Raw genomic sequence first — 16,544 nt, 5'->3', positions numbered from 1 at the left:
GGTGCTGGAGCCGGCGCCCCGGCACTCCGGTAGCGCCGCACCGCTGACGCCGTCACGACGCGCTCGATGCCGCGGCAGCTGTGACCGGTTGCCGGAGGATGGTCCGCTGCTTCCCGGGGGCGGCTCTGCGGAAGTCGCTGAGGTAGATCTCGTGGTGCTTGCCGGTCATGCGCAACCCTCGGCCGGGGACGATCTCGTGGTGCAGCCGCGCGAGCACGTCGGCTTCGTCGTCGAACGAGCCGACGTGCAGGGTCTGCACGCACCGCCCCTCGGCGAGCGTCTCCGCGCGGACGTCGTCGAGCCGCGCCGGCCGGTTCTTCGCCCCCGCCTGCTCGACGGCGGCTGTGATCATGGCCCGGTCGATCCAGTCCGGGACCATGAGCATCAGCGTCCAGTCCCACCGTGACTTGTCCCGCGCGGTCGTGAACGCGTCCATGTCCTCGGCCCACCACAGGCCCTCGAGCGGCGGGACGACGTAGTCACGCCCCAGGTCGCGCTTGCTGGCGAACTTCAGCTTGTACGCGACGGGGTAGAGCGCCGCGATCGCCTCGGCGAAGGCGGGCGACGTGTTCGGGTCGCCGTGTCCGTCGACCATGAGGTACCCGGTGTCGGGTACGTCCAGGGCCCGGAACCCGCCTCGTTGCGCCCGGTAGCCGTCGAGGGTCTTCTTGAAGTCAGTCTTGTCCGTCATCGGTCGCCTGGACCCGCGCGGCGAGCCACTGCCTTTCTGCCTCCAGGAGGCTCAACGAGTACGAGAACACCTCACGCGCCGGCAGCGGGAGTGGGCGCTGCGCACGCCGCGCCGCCTGAACCTCGGCGACACGGGCCTCGATCTGCGCCAGCCGAGCACGCAGCGCCTGCGCGTACTCCCGCTCCGGCAGCAGAGGCAGGTTGGCGAGGCCGACCAGCAACGGGTGCGCGGCCGGTCGGGGCGTGGTGATGAGCGCCAGCGCCTCGCGTGCCGCAACCTCCTTGCCGGCAGCGGTGGCGTGGAACACCCGGCGGGACTTCGCCGCGGCGGGAGCCGCGGGCACATGGAGCAAGCCCCGCTTCTCCAGCTTGGCGAGCAGGTAATAGATCGAGGAGAACCCGATGTCGGTCCACTGCCGCACGCCGCGTCGCTCTATGACCTGCTCCAGGTCGTAGCCGTGCTGAGGACGCTCGATGACGAGCCCCAGAACGGTCAGCTCGGCGGGCGTGAGTTCCATCGCTCTATTCTAGCGCTAGAATAGTGCCTCCACACCCCCTGGTCATCAACGATCACCGGGTGATGGGGGCCTGTTTACCGCACTGAGCAACCGCCGGAGCGGGCGCGAACAACGTGCGGTGCTCGTGACCTGCAAGGACACCGCCGTGATCCACAGCCCTGCGGGACAGGCGCCGTGCTGGCGCACGACACGGTGTGAACTTCGTGTCGCTACAGCACCCAGGGGCACGACACGCTGTGACCATCGCGTCGCCACAGCGACACCAGTCCCACACCGTGCGCGCCGAGCACAGGCAGCACCACCCCATTCAGCGCTGATCACGTTCGCTCCCGCCCGCCCGCGGTGATCGGCGCGATCACCACCCACGGATCAGATCGCGGAGCCTCTTCTGTCCGCCACCGACGCCGGCCGGCGCACCGGCCGGCGCACCGGCCGGCGACCCAGGGTCCTATCCGAACGGATCGAAATAGGCCAACGTCGTGGCGTCGACGTTGCCGGCCCGCATCGGGTTCGTGGCGATGGAGCTCTGCCCGGTGACGAAGACCCGCCGACCGGTACCGGCGACCGAGTCGACGACCACCGCGCTACCGGCGTCCCCGGCGGTAGTCGCGTCGTACCGGGTGGACCATGCTTTCTCACCGGTGGCAAGGTCGTAGGCGATGGTCAGGTAGTCGTATTCCGTATCGGTCTCGTCGCTGTACCCGGTGACGACGGCGTGCGTGCCGTCATCGGTGACGGCCACGTCCCACGCGATGTCCAGGCCGTTCGCCGATCCGCTGTGCCGGGTCACCCACCGCTGCTCCCCGGTGGCGACGTCGTAGGCGATGGTGGTGTAGTCACCGTTGGTGCCCTCGCCTTCGGTGTTACCGGTGACCACGACCACGTCGCCGTCCGGACCGAACGCCTGGGCCCGGGGCGTGTCGATGTAGCTGTCCGGACCGTCGTACTCGGACGCCCACCGCTGCTCCCCTGTGGCGAGGTCGTAACCGACGACGTTCCAGTCTGTCGCGGTGTCGTCGTTGCGAACGGAGCCCGCGACCACGACCGTGCCGTCCTGGATGGCGACCGTGCTCGGGATGTCGATGCTGTCCGCGTCGCCGTTGTGGAGCACCTCCCACTTCTCGGCACCGGTGGCGGCGTCGTAGGCCACCGTTCCCCAGTCCGTGAGGCCCGTGTCGAAACCACGGCTCTGGCCGGTGACGATCACCGTCGAGCCGTCCGCGCTGACGGCTACGTCGCGGGCGTCATCAGTGCCCTGCACCGGGTCGTCGTAGTGGGACACCCATCGCTGGTCACCGGTCGCCGCGTCGTAGGCGACCGTGGCGTAGTCCAGCTCGTTCCCGCCCATGTTCTGGTATCCCGTGACGTACACCGTCTCACCGTCGGGACCCACGGCGAGCCCGTTGACGACGTCCGAGCCGGCGCCAGGCCCGTCGAGCCGGGTCAGCCACAACTCCTCGCCGGTCGCTCCGTCGTACGCGATCGTGACGAAATCGCCCCCGCTGGCGGCGGCGACGTACACGACCTCGCCGTCGGGGCTGACGCCGAACCCGCCCGGCTCGTCCGATCCACCGTCAGAGCCGTCGTAGCGCACCATCCACAGTTCGTCGCCGGTCTCGGGGTCGTAGGCCGCTGTCAGCATGTCGGAGACCAGAGTTCCCGGAAGCGGCGGATTGCTGACCCCGCTCATGTACAGCCGCTCCCCGTCGGGATGCAGGATCAGGTCTCGGCCGCCGTCGGCGCTGTCACCGAAGAAGTTGCTCGGCCCGTCGTACCGCGCCTCCCAGTCCTCCTCGCCGGCACCGCGCCCCCGGAGCACGATCGGCGAACGGACGTCCTGGGTGCCGTCGGTCCAGGTCAACTGACCGCCCCGATAGGCGAGAAGCTCGGCGTCGACATGGGTGAAGGTGACCGTGAACTCCGCCGTCTCACCCGGATCGAGCGTGAGAGTACTCGGCTCGACAGCGACGTCGAACCCGTCGAGCCCGTCGACCGACGCGGTGTACGTCGAGGTTTCCCCACTCACGTTGGTGACCTGACGGGTCACCGTCCCCGAGCCGTTGAGCAGGCCGATCCCGATGGACGGCACGTTGAGGTCGGTCGGCTCCAGCGAGTGACCGGCCTCCTCGAGGTCGTCACACACGCTCTGCACCACGCCGCTGGTGGCGCCGCACAGGAACGCCAGCCAGTCGTCGGAGTCGCTGTCGTAGACGAGGCCCGGATCGGCGGCGGTCGTGGGTTCGACGTGACCGGCGCCCTGACTGAAGATCACCGACGGGTCCGTGGGCTCGCCGTCGAGCACGTCCGATCCAGTGGTCATCAGCGCCGACTTGATCGCCATCGGCGACCATTCCGGATGCAGATCGGACAGCAGCGCCGCCGTCCCGGCGACGTGCGGGGCCGACATCGACGTCCCGCTGGACAGGCCGAACTTCCTCCCATCGTGTCCGGGCGGTGCCACCGCGGCCAGGATGTCCTGGCCCGGGGCGATCACGTCCGGTTTCAGCAGGTCGCCGCCACCGGCCCTGAGCGGCCCGCGCGAGGAGAACGACGCCGTGTACGGTGCTTCGGCGTCCGAGCCGATCGTCGCCGCGCCCAGGGTCGCCGTCGCCCCCTCGGTGGCCGCGTACGCCCGGAGATCAGCGAGTTCCGTGTCGGCCAGGTGCACGGTGGGAACGACGTGGAAGTCCGCATTGAGCGAGTTCTGGGCGGAGTTCACCAGGATCACGCCGATTCCGCCGGCGTCGGCGACCGCCTGACTCTTGTTCACGCGGGCGACCTCGCCACCGCGCTCGCACAGCACGATCGATCCCTCGACCTTCGCCGGATCCAGCACCGGTTCTCCGCCGTTGTCTGCCTCGGAGTAGCAACGCGCCGCCTCGGTCGCGTCGGCCCCGTCCAGCCCGGCGTCGGCGCCGTCGACCAACGGTGCCGGGCCGACCGCCGACGCCGCCACGGATGCACCCGCGAGAACGTCGCCGCTGCCGAGCGTGGCCTCGGCGGAGGCCACGCGATCGTGCGTCCCGGCCGCCACCGTCGTCACCCACGGGCTGGGGTGCGCCACCGTCGACGCCCCCGGACCCGAGTTTCCGGCCGACGCCGCGACGAACACGCCCGCGTCCGCGGCGTTGAGGAACGCCAGCTCGACCGGATCCAGGAAGTCGGTACTCGTTCCCGAGACGGAATAGTTGATGACGTCCACCCCGTCGGCCACCGCCTGGTCGATCGCCGCCACGAGGTCGGAGAGATATCCGTTGGCGGTCGACCCGTCCTCGGTGGACCACAGGGCCTTGTAAGCCGCGATCCGGGCCCGTGGCGCGATGCCGCTGATCGAACCGAACAACTCAGCCGGCCCGGAGGCGTCGACGTCGTGGTTGCCACCGGCCGTGGACGCGGTGTGCGTGCCGTGGCCGTTGTAGTCACGCGGGGAGGCGAACTCCCACGGCCGCCGCTCGGCCAGCCCTTCGTCACCACCCCATGCGGCGTTGAAGTGCCGTGCGGCGACCAACTTGTTGTTGCACAGGTTGGCGTCCCACGAGTCGTCACCCACCTTCTCGGCGGACTCGCACCTGCCGTGGAACCCGTCCGGCTGGGGTTGGTACACGAGCTTGCCGTCCTCGTCGCGGTCGGAGAAGCTGCGGACGTCCGGCCAGATGCCGCTGTCGATGACGCCGATGACCACGTCTTCACCAGCTCCGGGCGTACGCTTCCCGCCGTCCGGTCCGCCGAGCTGGTCCCACAGCCCACCGTCGTCGAGCCCCAGGAACGACGGGGTGGACGACGTGTCCACCTCGTACCGCTCGTCCTTGCGCACCGCCACGACCTCGGACTGATCCGTGAGATCCGCCGCCTGCGCCTCGGTCAGCTCGGCGGCGAATCCGTCGAACGCGTACACGTAGTGGTAAAGCGGTTCGTCAGCGTCGACCTGCGCCAGCGCGGCACGTTGCCTGCCCTTCAGGTGGTCGGCGTAGTCGACCACCTTCGGCGCTGCCGGATCCACCTTTTCCCCGTCGCGCGGGCGCGTCGCCGGCAGGCCCTCGACGTCGCCGTCGTACGTCACGACCGGCTCCAACGCCATCTGGACGACGTACGTTGCCGTCTCGCCCGCGTCCGGCCGGGTCGTCGTTTCCTGGACGGGCTCGGTGACCTCGACCCCGGCGGCTTCGGCCAGTTCGACACCGCCGGGCGTGCTGAGGTGGGGCGCGCCGGACTCGGCTCCGCCGGACTCGGCTCCGCCGGACTCGGCAGCACCGGACTCGGCAGCACCGGACTCGGTGGCGGTCCCGCTCGGTGCCATCGCCGCAAGGACGGCGGCAGCGGCGGCCAGCGCCGTGGATCGGCGCGCCCATCGCTGCCGGATCGGATGTGTCGCTGGTTGCATCGCATCTCCTCGGGTCACGCCGGTGAGTGCCGACGGCGACCGTGATCAGGACGGTGATCGGGACAGGTGGTCAGTGACCGTACGTCGCCACGCTCCGGGCGACATCCGTGACCGACACTGACTTTTGCGGCTCTGCGTCCTCACCCGTGGGCGGGCTGGTTGCGCGTCGACGGCCCGTGCGCCGCTCCGGCTGCGGATTCCGTCTCGTCGAAGGGTCAGCAACCCGGAGGGCGGACGCCGGTGCGCGACGCACCGGCGTGTGGGGTCCTGTCACGTCCGTGACCCCGTCGGCGGATGCGCTCGGGCGGGCTGACGCTGTTCTGAGCGTCCCATGCGCGAAAACCGGACGAACCAACCCCCGAAACGGGGCCGTATCCGTCCGCTTTTCGCGCATGGAGCCGGATTCTCGAGCACGAACCACCTTTGCTCGTCGAGCGCCCATCCCACCGACCTGCGGTCGGGTCGCCCGCCGTACCACCGATACGTGGCGTCGGCCGAGGCCACGACTGGCGCTCCGACCGCGAGCACGGACGCCGCCGCGGCCAGTGCGCACGCTCGGCGCGCCCATCACCGCCGGATCGATGTGCCCGTTGAATGCATCGCACCTTCTCGAGTCACGCCGGTGAGCGCCGACGCGGGATCAGGATCGGGACAGGTGGTCAGCGAGGGTACGCACCAAAGCTGCGGGCCACATCCGTGACCTACACTGACTTTTGCCGATCGCAGCCAGGCCCCGGAGGGGAGTTGATGACCATTCCTCGGGACCTCGCACCGCACCGTTCGCGGCCCGGAGTGTCGCCGGTGTTGGTCGGGCGGGAGGCCGAACTCTCACGCGTCCGGTCGGCGGTGGCCGCATCGCCGTCTCTCGTGATCGTCGACGGCGAGGCCGGGATCGGTAAGAGCAGGCTGATCCGGGAACTGGTCGCCTCCGACCTCGGCGGAACCCGCTTCCTCATCGGTCATTGCCAGCATCTGCAGGATCCCCTGCCGCTCGGTCCCGTCCTCGATGCCGTCACTCACCACGTCGATCAGATCGACTCTTCAGGAATGAGCCCGGTGATCGGCGCCTTGGCGCCGCTGATGCCCGAACTGGCGCATGTACTCCCCCCGCCCCCGGACCCGCTGCCGGACCAGTCCGCCGCGCGGTACCGCATCTTCCGAGCCACCGTCGAGCTGCTCCGGCACCTCGGACCGGCGGTACTCGTGCTCGAGGACCTGCATTGGGCCGAGAGCGGCACCTTCGACTTTCTCGCGTTTCTTGCCGCCCACCAACCGCCGGATCTCGCCGTCGTCGTCACCACGCGCACCGAGAACGGCCCACTCCCCGTCGCCGAAGCGTTCGCCCGCGCCCCGGAAGGGCCGGCGTCGTCCGTCAGCCTCGCCCCGCTGGATGCCGCGGAGGTCGGCGAGCTGGCCCGGCACATCCTGGCCGAGGACGTCCCCGATCCGACGGCGGTGGCGTTGTTCGAGACCACCGGCGGCGTACCGTTCGTCGTCGAGGAGGTCCTCCGCACCCTTCTCGAGCGTCTTCCGCCCGCTGACATCCCGAGCCGTCCGGATGCGCTCGCCGCCCTGTCGGTGTCCACGGCGCTGCGCGACGTCGTCCGGCACCGCCTCGCCGCCCTCGACCCGGTGCCGCGCGAGATCGTCGACGTGGCCGCCGTCGTCGGGCCGAGCGTGGATCCGGCCCTGCTCACCGACGTGACCGGGCATGACGCTCGACAGGTGTCCGGTGCCCTCGGCGCCGCCGAGGCCGCTGGGCTGTTGCACGACCAGGACGGGAAAAGCCGATTCCGCCACGTCCTGGCTCAGCAGATCGTCTACGAGGCGGTACCGGCGCCGAACCGTCGATGGCTGCACCTGCGCGTCGCCCAGGCCCTCGAACAGGGCGACGATCCGCTCGCGGCGGCTCGGATCGCCCACCACTACGACCGCGCCGGCCAGAGCGCCGACTTCGTCCGGTACGCCGAGATCGCGGCCGACCAGGCCATCCGACACGGCAACGACGCGGCCGCCGCCGTGTTCCTCCTCCGGGCCACCGAGGTCCCGGACCTCTCGATCGACGACAGGCTGCGTCTGGCCACCAAGCTGGGGCGCGCCGCGGTCGACGGACTGGCTCATTCCGATGCCGTGCCCATCCTCACCCGGCTCCTCACCTCTGACGGGCTCTCGTCGGCGGTTCGTGGCGAGCTCCGGTTCGCCCTGGGCCGGTTGCGTCGCCAACACGGCCTGGCCCTCGAGGGCTACCGGGAGATCGAGCGCGCCGTCGACGACCTCCATACCCGGCCCGACCTCCACGCCCGGGCGCTGGCCACCCTGGCCGCGCCAGAGACCGTTGCCGACCGGACGATCGGGCACCACACGGCGCGATGCGACGAGGCCGAACGGGTCGCCCGCGGAACCGGCCACCCCGACGTCGAGCTCGCGGTGCGGATCGCCCGGGCCTCCCTGCTGTTGGAGCAGGGCCGTCCCGACGCCTGGCCGCTCGTCGAACACATGCGCCACGACGACACCATGCGTGCCCACCCTCGCGAACACGCCCGTGCGTGCACCAACTGGGCCCAGGCCGCCTTGCACCTCGGTCATGTGAAACGTGCCGAGAGTCTGCTCGCCGATGGTCGGCGGGTCGCCGAACGTGCCGAGTATCTCCGCGTGACCGAGGTCAACGAACTCGTCGCCGCCCTCGTCGACCACGCCGCCGGACGATGGGACGGGCTGGCGGCGCGCGCTCAGGAGCTGGCCCGCCGCACGTCGGCGTTCGGTGCCACGTCGCTCGACGGCCGGTTGTTGCACGGCCAGATGCTCTCCGCCGGTGGCAGCGCGACCGATGCCGCGGCGCAGCTGCGCGCGTTGATCGCCGACTGCGAGGAGGTCGGCGCTGTCTGGCCGCTCATTCCCGCCCGCGCATCGCGAGCCCGCCTGTTGCTGACACTCGACGACGTCGACGGCAGCGTCCATGAAGCCTCCGCCGCCGTCGACGTGGCTCGCCACAAGGGCATCTGGGTATGGGCCGCCGAAGCCGCCGTGTGCCTCGTCGACGCCTTGATAGCCTCCGGCGACGCCGACGGGGCCCGAACGGTCACCGAGGAGCTCGCCGCAGGACTGGACGCGGTGGACGCTCCGCTGGCGATGTCCGCGCTGCATACCTGCCAGGCGGCCGTGGCCCACGTCGAAGGCGACGACGTCCGGGCGGACGCGCTGATGGAGTCGGCCAGACGGACGCTCGCCGAAGCCGGTCTCCCCTACCTGGAAGCACAGGCCACCGAGCGACTCGGCGTGCTGCGGTCCGGGGCCGGTTCCGACGACGGGCCCGCGCTCCTCGAGCGCGCCCTGCGCGCGTACGGCACGATGTCGGCCATCCGCGACATCGCCCGTGTCACTCGTGCGATGCGCCGGTTCGGGGTCCCGGTGCCCTACCCCTGGCGGGGCGGACGCCGCGCCCACGGGCACGACCTCTCCGATCGCGAACGTGAGATCTCCGAACTCGCCGCGGCCGGCAGAACGAACCGGGAGATCGCTGCGGACCTCTTCGTCTCCCCGCGGACCGTCGAGACGCACGTCTCGAACGCGCTCCGCAAGCTCGGCCTTCGGTCACGCGACGAACTGAAGACCCGCCTGGCCGGTGACGACTCCGATCCGGCCCCCGGCCGCGCGGAGGGGTGACCGGCCGAGGCGTCGTGTTGGCCGGGCGGGCATGCGAATGCCCCGTTGACCTTGGCCAACGGGGCATCGTGTACGTGTCGGGCTGACAGGATTTGAACCTGCGACCCCGTGACCCCCAGTCACGTGCGCTACCAAACTGCGCCACAGCCCGTGCACCGCCGGGAGGCAGCATACACGGCGCCCCGGGGCGCGGAACAATCACCGGGGCGCTGCGTGCGCGACCCGCCCAGCCGGCGTCTCCGATCACCGGCCGGCGACGCCGTCGTCACTCCCAGCGGAAGAATCGTGCCCCGAGGCTGCCGGCCACCAGGACTGCCACGACCAGCGCGACCAGGTTGGCCGCACCGCCCCAGCCACCGTCCCACGCGTCCTGCATCGCCTCCATTCCGGCGCCCAGCGGGCTGACCTCGCGTACCGGTTCGGCCCAGTCGGGCATCAGCTCACCCGGCGTCCAGACACCGGCGAAGAACATGCTGGGGAAGAACAACAGCATGCCGATGGACGTGGCCGATTTGCCGGAGGGGGCGAGGGCCGAGACCAGCAGGCCGATCGAGAACAGTGCCGCGGCCGTCAGCGCGAACCCGACGACGAACGCGGGGATGTTCTGCGGACTGCCCAGCCCGAACGCGGTCGCCGCCAGCACCAGCACGACCGCCGACGAGACCACCGCGGCACCGAGGTTGACCAGCAGCTGCGCCGACAGCACGTTCACCGGGTTGACGGGTGTCACCGACAGCCTGCGCAGAATCCCCTTCTCGCGGTACGTCCCCAGCACGGTGGGCAGCACGCTCAGACCCAGCATCGCCACAGCCAGGGACAGCGCCATCACCGGGACGAACGACTCGGGCACGTTCTGCGCGTCGGCGCCCTCCCCCATGCCGATCGAACCGAAGATGGCCAACAGGCCCACCGGCAACGCGAACGTCATGATGGCCGCGGTCGCGTCGCGGAGGAACAGCTTCGCCTCGACCCCGGTGATCGTGGTCAGTGTGGACATCGTGACTCTCCTCGTGCGGGCTCAGGCCGCGGTCGGTTCCTCGTCGAAGGAACGCCCGGTCAGCGTGACGAAGGCGTCCTCGAGGTTGGCGTGCTCGGTGCGAAGCTCGACGGCGGCGACGTCGTGCGCAGCCAGCGTCGTCACCAGCGGGTACAGCAGGTCGCCGGTGCCGGTGACCACGACGTGCTCGCCGTTGCGGCTGACCTCGGTCACCTCCGGCAGGTCGGCCAGGATCGACACGTCCAGCGGCGCGGAGGGGCGGAACGCCACGCGCATCTCGTCCGAGACCCGGTCGACCAGCCCCGCGGGGCTGTCCACGGCCACCACACGCCCGGCGTCGATGACCGCCAGCCGGTCGCACAGCCGCTGCGCCTCGTCCATCAGATGTGTGACCAGCACGATCGTCACGCCACGCGCGCGGATGTTCTCCACCAACTGCCACGTGTCCCGGCGTGCCTGCGGATCGAGGCCGGTGGTCAGCTCGTCCAGAACCGCCACGCTGGGGTTGCCGATCAGCGCCAGGGCGATCGACAGCCGCTGGCGCTGACCGCCGGAGAGTTTGCCGAACTTCGTGTCCGCCTTGCCGGCCAGGCCCAGCTCGGTCATCAGCACCTGCGGATCCGCCGGATCTGGGTAGAACGACGCGTACAGCTCCAGCGCTTCGCGGACCGAGAGCTTCTCCGGAAGCTCGCTCTCCTGCAACTGTGCGCCGACCTTCAGTCGCAGTTCGAGGCGGTCGCGGGTGGGGTCGAGCCCCAGCACCCGGATCGTGCCGTCGTCCGGGCGGCGCAGCCCCTCGATGCATTCGACCGTGGTGGTCTTGCCCGCACCGTTCGGGCCGAGGATGCCGAAGATCTCGCCCTCCTCGACGTGGAACGACACGTCGTCGACGGCGACGGTGCTGCCGTAGGTCTTGCGCAGGTTCGCGACTTCGATGATCGACATGGGTCGATTCCTCCTGACGTTCGGGCTAGGCGCGCCGTGGCCGGACGGCGGTGGTGCGGACGAGGCGATGGGTTCCCCAGAGGGTCAGCGCGATGATCACCAGCGACGCCGGGATCGCGACGCCGAGCGGCGCACGGTCGACGCCCAGCACGCCGATCATCACGTCGCCCGGCCACCCGACCGACATCGCGGCTTCCACCGCGAGTGTGGGAACGACGAGCAGCGGCAACGCGAGCGTCGGCCACAGCCAGCCCCACCGGTAGTAGACCGACCCGATCAGCCAGCCGGCGGCGACGTTGCCGCACACCGTGATCCACACCTCCGGCATGCTCACCCAGATGTGCAGGCCGGAGTCGAACAGGTGCGGCGACTCGAACTGCGGCGTGCTGTCGGCGAGTGCGTACAGGCCGTGTTCCACGATGTACCCGACGCCCTCGAGGACGGCCATCACCGCGGCGAGCCCGGCCACCACCAGCGCCGCGCCGATCCCGAAACTGCGCCGGGTCACTCCGCTGGCGACGCAGACGGGCAGGTAGAAGGGCGTGAGCATGATGCCCATCGCCATCGGCCAGTAGCGCGTCGCATAGGCGGAGGTCTCCCAGACGCTGTTCGGCGTCGAGCCGTCGAGCCCGCCGGCGAGTTCGATGCCCACGCCGATGCCGAGGAACACGACGACGACGATGGCCGCGAACCACCCCGCCGAGATCCGCAGCGCCCACAACACGTCCCGGCTGACGAGCCCGGCCTTGCGGTACGTGATCGAGCTCACCTCGGCGCCTCCTTCGTCAGGTGCACGAACAGGTCCTGCAACGCGACGGGCTCCAGCTCGACGTCGAACTCCGACGCTCGCGCCCGCTGCTCGGCGCCCATCGCCCCGAAGACGGTGACCGACTTCGTCCCTCCGAGCCGCCGTTCGGCGAGGACGGTCATGCCGTCGGTGAACGCCTCGACCGCGGACACTGCTCCGGTCACCGCCGCACCGCGCATCCGCAGCGCCTCGGTCTCGTCGTGCGCGACGAGCCGGCCCTGGTCGATGATCACGACCTCCTCGAACAGGCGCGTGACCTCCTCGATCAGATGCGTGGAGATGACGATGGTGCGCGGGTGCTCGATGTAGTCCTCGAGCAGTACGTCGTAGAACGCGTACCGCGACGGTGCGTCCATGCCGAAGTACGACTCGTCCAGCATCGTCACCGGAGCCCGTGAGGCCAGCCCGACGGTGACGCCGAGCGCCGAGCGCTGGCCACGAGACATCCTGGCGACACCCCGTCTCGTGGGCACCCGGAACAACTCGATCAACCGCTCGGCGAACTCGGCGTCCCAGTTCGGCCGGAACTTCGCCGCCCGCTTCAGAGCGGCGCGTGCGGAATCCTGGTCGGCGAGGTCGCCGCTGTCGCGGACGAGGCAGATCTGCTCGGTGACCGCGGGGTTCTCGTACGGCTGCTCACCGTCGACGAGAACGCGCCCGCGATCGGCCTGAAGGAACGCCGCGATCGCCGACATGAGCGTCGTCTTCCCCGAGCCGTTGCGCCCGAGCAGCCCGTAGATCTTTCCGCCGGCCAGCCGCACGGACAGGTCGTCGACGGCGGTGACGTCGCCGAACCGGACCGTCAGGCCCTGGACGTCGATTCCCAGGGTCATGCGTCCTCCTTCCCGTTCAGTGCGTTGATGCGGTCCACGATCTGCTCGAGGGGGATGCCGATGACGTGCGCTTCGGCGACCATCGGCTCGACGACCTCGGCGAAGAATCGTTGCCGGCGCTGCTCGAGAAGCTTCGCTCGCGCGTCCGGGCTCACGAACATGCCGACGCCGCGGCGCTTGTAGATGATGCCCTCGTCGACGAGCTGCTGGAATCCCTTCGCTGCTGTGGCCGGGTTGATCCGGAAGTGCGCGGCGTACTGGTTCGTGGACATGACCTGGTCCTCGGCCTCGAGTTCTCCGCTGAGGATGTCGTTCTTGATGGCGTCCGCGATCTGGAAGTAGATCGGGCTGCGCTCGTCGAACATCGACACCCCCTCTGCTGGCTCCTTGGTTCATTACTTGACTAATGAACCATAGCACCAACGAACCTCCCCCACCACCCGCACCGCGCGACGACGTCACCTGATCGCGTTCTTCGCACCTGATCGCCCGCACCGGAGCGATCAGGTGACGGGACAGCCCAGCTGAAGCGCACGGGCGTCACCTGATCATGTCCAGGTTCCGGACAGCAGATGATCAGGTGACGCCCCAGCCGCTCGGACGCACGAGATGTCACCTGATCGTCGCCGGACAGAGGACTGGACTGATGACTGGACTGACGATGCGGAAGCCGCCGCCGCGGACTGCGACGACGGCGACGTGGCTCGCCGGAGCGTTCCACAATCCCGGCGAACCGGGCGCGCTCGCTCACCCCTGACGAGCCACGTGGTCACCCGCGCCGTGTCACGTCGCTCGACGGCGTCGGAGACGATCATGTGACTACCGGCCGCCCACCGCGGCACCGCGGCCACGAGGTACCCGCCTCACCCCAATGGCCGCGAAAGCACACCAGGGGACGGCGGCACGAGCACGCGAACAGCGGCGAACAGCGGGCGGACAGCGCGATCGCAGGCGGCGGCTCAGCGGCGAGAGCGCCGCTCGCGGACCTTCATCGAGATCTCGATGGGCGTTCCGGGGAAGCCGAACTCCTCACGCAGCCGCCGCTCCACGAACCGCCGGTACGACGCCTCGAGGAAACCGGTCGTGAACAGCACGAACCGCGGAGGCTTGATGTCGGCCTGGGTGGCGAAGAGGATGCGCGGCTGCTTGCCGCCGCGGACCGGATGCGGCTGCCCCGCGACCAGCTCGCCGAGGAAGCCGTTCAGCCGCGACGTCGGCACCCGCGTGGCCCAGCCGTCCAACGCCGTGTCCAGCCCCCGCACCAGCCGGTCCACGTGCCATCCGGTGCGCGCCGAGACGTTCACCCGCGGCGCCCACCGCACGTGCGCGAGCTGACGGTCGATCTCGCGCTCCAGCGTCTCGCGGCGATCGTCGTCCAGCAGGTCCCACTTGTTGTAGGCCAGGACCAGCGCGCGGCCGGACTCCTCGACCATCGAGATGATCCGCAGGTCCTGCTCGGTCAGCGGGTCGCTGGCGTCGACCAGGACGACGGCGACCTCGCACCGCTCGAGCGCGGCCGCCGTGCGCAGCGACGCGAAGTACTCCGCGCCGGAGGCCTCGTGCACGCGTCGCCGGATGCCGGCCGTGTCGACGAACCGCCAGGGCCGCTCCCCCAGCTCGATGACCTCGTCGATCGGGTCGACGGTGGTGCCCGCCACCTCGTCGACCACCACGCGGTCCTCTCCGGCGAGGCGGTTGAGCAGGCTCGACTTGCCGACGTTCGGCTTGCCGAGCAGCGCGATGCGCCGAGGGCCCGCGTCCTCGTCGTCGAACGACTCCGGCGGCGCCTCCGGCAACGCCTCGACGACCGCGTCCAGCATGTCGCCACTGCCACGTCCGTGCAGGGCGGACACCGGATGCGGCTCACCCAGCGCCAGGTTCCACAACGCGGCCGCGTCGGCCTCGCGGCTCGAGCCGTCGACCTTGTTCGCCACCAGCACCACCGGCTTGCCGGATCGGCGCAACACGCGCACCACCGCGTCGTCGTCGTCGGTGGCACCCACGACCGCGTCGACCACGAACACCACCACGTCGGACGCCGCGACGGCGAGCTCGGCCTGCGTGGTGATGCTGGCCTGCATGCCCTGACCGTCCGGGTCCCACCCGCCGGTGTCCAGGAGCGTGAACGGGTGCCCCGCCCAGACGGTGTCGTAGGCGACCCGGTCGCGGGTCACCCCCGGGACGTCCTCGACGACCGCCTCGCGACGCCCGAGAATGCGGTTGACCAGGGTCGACTTGCCCACGTTCGGCCGGCCGACCACGGCGACGACGGGCGCCGGGCCGGCATCGGGCTCGCGCTCCGTGGCGTCGACGTACTCGGACTGGGTCGGTTCACTCACGTGGGCTCCTCGGGTCGTGTATCCGCCACGGCCTGACGGTGCGCCACCAGCGCCTCGCGCAGTTGGTCGGTTGCCGCGTCCAGGGCCGCGCGGGTCCGGCCGCCGGAGGGTAGGTGCACCGGGGGGCCGAAGACCACGTCGAGCCTGGACCGCAGGCCGGGCATTCCCCCAAGGGTACGACCTCTGCTGCTGGTCCCGCTGAACACCACCGGCACGACCGGCGCGCCGGACCGCAACGCGAACCACGCGAGCCCGGTGCGCAACTCGCTGAAGTCACCGGAGCCGCGGGTCCCTTCCGGGAACACGACCAGCACCCGCCCGTCGTCGAGGACACCCACACCGGCCTTGAGCAGGCCCCGGCCCGGATCGTCGCGGTCCAGCGGGATCTGGCCCACACCACGCAGCAGCCACCCCATCGGGCCGCGGAACAGTTCACGTTTCGCCAGCGTGTGGACCGGTCGCGGGCTGGTGGCCATCAGCAGCGGAGCGTCGATGAACCCGGCGTGGTTCGGCGCGAGAATCACCGGACCGTGCGCGGGAACGTGATCGGCGCCGTCGACCCGCACCGACCACAACGTCCGCAACAGCCCGGTGGCGATCCACCGGCCCGCGGCGGCGCCGCGGCGAGTGGGTAACGTCACAGGCTCCGAGTTCACGCCTGAGCCCCCGAACGGCGGCGGACCAGGGCCAGCACCACCTCGACGGTCTCGTCGAGCGACAGGTGCGACGAATCGACGACGTCGACGCCGTCGGCGGCCTGGTGGAACTTGGCGACCGTGGAATCGTCGGCGTCCCGGCGCACGATCTGGTCACGGGTGGCGTGTACGGCGTCGTCGTCCGCGCTCCCGTGCACGTCGAGCGCGCGACGGGCCAGCCGTGCCTCTTCGCTGGCCGTCAGCAGCACGCGGACGAGCGCGTCCGGGGCCACCACCGTGGTGATGTCGCGGCCCTCGATGACGACTCCGCCCTCCCTCGCGGTGCCTTGTTGCTGCGCCACCAGGGTGTCGCGCACGCCGAGATTCGTGGCCACCGCGCTCACGGCCGCGGAGATCCGGCTCTCGCGGATCGCCGCCGCCACGTCCACGTCGCCCACCCGCACCGTCGGGTGCTCGGGGTCGAGACCGACGTGCACGGGCGCCTGTGCTGCCAGCGCCGCCACCCGTTCGGTGTCGGACAGATCCACGTCGTGTTCGAGCAGCCACCACGTCACGGCGCGGTACATGGCACCGGTGTCCAGATAGCGCAGGCCGAGCTCAGCGGCCACGCGACGGGCGACGGTGGACTTGCCGGAGCCGGACGGTCCGTCGATGGCGACGACGGGGCCGGGCGAGCGCCGCGACCCCGCCCCGCCGGACGAGCCGATCGACGAG

Annotated in this window: 12 protein-coding genes and 1 tRNA gene; 1 reads left to right on the top strand and 12 read right to left on the bottom strand. The window is 70.5% G+C overall.

Features of this window, described 5'->3' with window-relative positions; genetic code table 11:
• Positions 1-52: 52 nt before the first annotated feature.
• The 3 genes from CLV30_RS11300 to CLV30_RS11290 form a co-directional block, all read right to left on the bottom strand.
• The gene (locus tag CLV30_RS11300) at positions 53-691 is read right to left on the bottom strand and encodes a GyrI-like domain-containing protein (protein ID WP_106537322.1); all 639 of its coding nucleotides are present in this window, start codon (positions 689-691) and stop codon (positions 53-55) included.
• A complete protein-coding gene (locus CLV30_RS11295; protein ID WP_106537321.1) occupies positions 675-1,208 on the bottom strand; it encodes a PadR family transcriptional regulator in 534 nt (177 codons plus the stop codon). Before CLV30_RS11295 ends, CLV30_RS11300 begins: the two co-directional genes overlap by 17 nt.
• A 448-nt stretch (positions 1,209-1,656) precedes the next feature.
• Positions 1,657-5,589, bottom strand: a complete 3,933-nt coding sequence (locus CLV30_RS11290; RefSeq protein WP_165358579.1) for a S8 family serine peptidase — start codon at positions 5,587-5,589, stop codon at positions 1,657-1,659.
• Between the two features lie 747 nt (positions 5,590-6,336).
• On the opposite strand from CLV30_RS11290, the gene CLV30_RS27535 reads away from it, so the two are divergent.
• A complete protein-coding gene (locus CLV30_RS27535) occupies positions 6,337-9,252 on the top strand; it encodes an ATP-binding protein (RefSeq protein WP_165358578.1) in 2,916 nt (971 codons plus the stop codon).
• Positions 9,253-9,329: 77 nt separating this feature from the next.
• Here CLV30_RS27535 and CLV30_RS11275 read toward each other — a convergent pair.
• From CLV30_RS11275 to cmk, 9 genes are all read right to left on the bottom strand, one after another.
• A tRNA-Pro gene (locus CLV30_RS11275) sits at positions 9,330-9,403 on the bottom strand.
• A gap of 114 nt (positions 9,404-9,517) precedes the next feature.
• Positions 9,518-10,249 carry an ABC transporter permease gene (locus tag CLV30_RS11270; RefSeq protein ID WP_106537317.1) on the bottom strand — a complete coding sequence of 244 codons (732 nt, stop codon included), beginning with the start codon at positions 10,247-10,249 and terminating at the stop codon, positions 9,518-9,520.
• Between the two features lie 21 nt (positions 10,250-10,270).
• Positions 10,271-11,194, bottom strand: coding sequence for an ABC transporter ATP-binding protein (locus CLV30_RS11265; protein ID WP_106537316.1), 924 nt, complete (start codon positions 11,192-11,194; stop codon positions 10,271-10,273).
• A gap of 25 nt (positions 11,195-11,219) precedes the next feature.
• The gene (locus CLV30_RS11260; protein WP_106537315.1) at positions 11,220-11,963 is read right to left on the bottom strand and encodes a hypothetical protein; all 744 of its coding nucleotides are present in this window, start codon (positions 11,961-11,963) and stop codon (positions 11,220-11,222) included.
• Complete coding sequence (locus CLV30_RS11255) at positions 11,960-12,835, bottom strand: ATP-binding cassette domain-containing protein (protein ID WP_106537314.1); 876 nt, start codon at positions 12,833-12,835, stop codon at positions 11,960-11,962. The genes CLV30_RS11260 and CLV30_RS11255 overlap by 4 nt, the downstream gene beginning before the upstream one ends.
• On the bottom strand, positions 12,832-13,200 hold the full coding sequence (locus CLV30_RS11250) for a GntR family transcriptional regulator (protein WP_106537490.1): 369 nt from the start codon (positions 13,198-13,200) through the stop codon (positions 12,832-12,834). The genes CLV30_RS11255 and CLV30_RS11250 overlap by 4 nt, the downstream gene beginning before the upstream one ends.
• 594 nt (positions 13,201-13,794) lie before the next feature.
• Positions 13,795-15,174: a ribosome biogenesis GTPase Der gene (der, locus tag CLV30_RS11245; protein ID WP_106537313.1), complete on the bottom strand. Its 1,380-nt coding sequence runs from the start codon at positions 15,172-15,174 to the stop codon at positions 13,795-13,797.
• Positions 15,171-15,815: a lysophospholipid acyltransferase family protein gene (locus tag CLV30_RS11240; RefSeq protein WP_106537312.1), complete on the bottom strand. Its 645-nt coding sequence runs from the start codon at positions 15,813-15,815 to the stop codon at positions 15,171-15,173. Before CLV30_RS11240 ends, der begins: the two co-directional genes overlap by 4 nt.
• An 11-nt stretch (positions 15,816-15,826) precedes the next feature.
• Positions 15,827-16,537, bottom strand: a complete 711-nt coding sequence (cmk, locus tag CLV30_RS11235; protein ID WP_106537489.1) for a (d)CMP kinase — start codon at positions 16,535-16,537, stop codon at positions 15,827-15,829.
• Positions 16,538-16,544 lie beyond the last annotated feature (7 nt).

The sequence above is a fragment of the Haloactinopolyspora alba genome (assembly GCF_003014555.1).
In the GTDB taxonomy this organism is placed as follows: Bacteria; Actinomycetota; Actinomycetes; order Jiangellales; family Jiangellaceae; genus Haloactinopolyspora; species Haloactinopolyspora alba.
The sequence above is the reverse complement of the archived record's forward strand: the minus strand, read 5'-3'. Positions and strand labels throughout refer to the sequence as shown.

Coding starts and splice junctions, on each gene's coding strand:
- CLV30_RS11270 (WP_106537317.1), bottom strand. CDS start 10,249: ATGTCCACACTGACCACGATCACCGGGGTCGAGGCGAAGCTGTTCCTC.
- CLV30_RS11295 (WP_106537321.1), bottom strand. CDS start 1,208: ATGGAACTCACGCCCGCCGAGCTGACCGTTCTGGGGCTCGTCATCGAG.
- CLV30_RS11290 (WP_165358579.1), bottom strand. CDS start 5,589: ATGCAACCAGCGACACATCCGATCCGGCAGCGATGGGCGCGCCGATCC.
- CLV30_RS11255 (WP_106537314.1), bottom strand. CDS start 12,835: ATGACCCTGGGAATCGACGTCCAGGGCCTGACGGTCCGGTTCGGCGAC.
- CLV30_RS11250 (WP_106537490.1), bottom strand. CDS start 13,200: ATGTTCGACGAGCGCAGCCCGATCTACTTCCAGATCGCGGACGCCATC.
- CLV30_RS11265 (WP_106537316.1), bottom strand. CDS start 11,194: ATGTCGATCATCGAAGTCGCGAACCTGCGCAAGACCTACGGCAGCACC.
- CLV30_RS27535 (WP_165358578.1), top strand. CDS start 6,337: ATGACCATTCCTCGGGACCTCGCACCGCACCGTTCGCGGCCCGGAGTG.
- CLV30_RS11300 (WP_106537322.1), bottom strand. CDS start 691: ATGACGGACAAGACTGACTTCAAGAAGACCCTCGACGGCTACCGGGCG.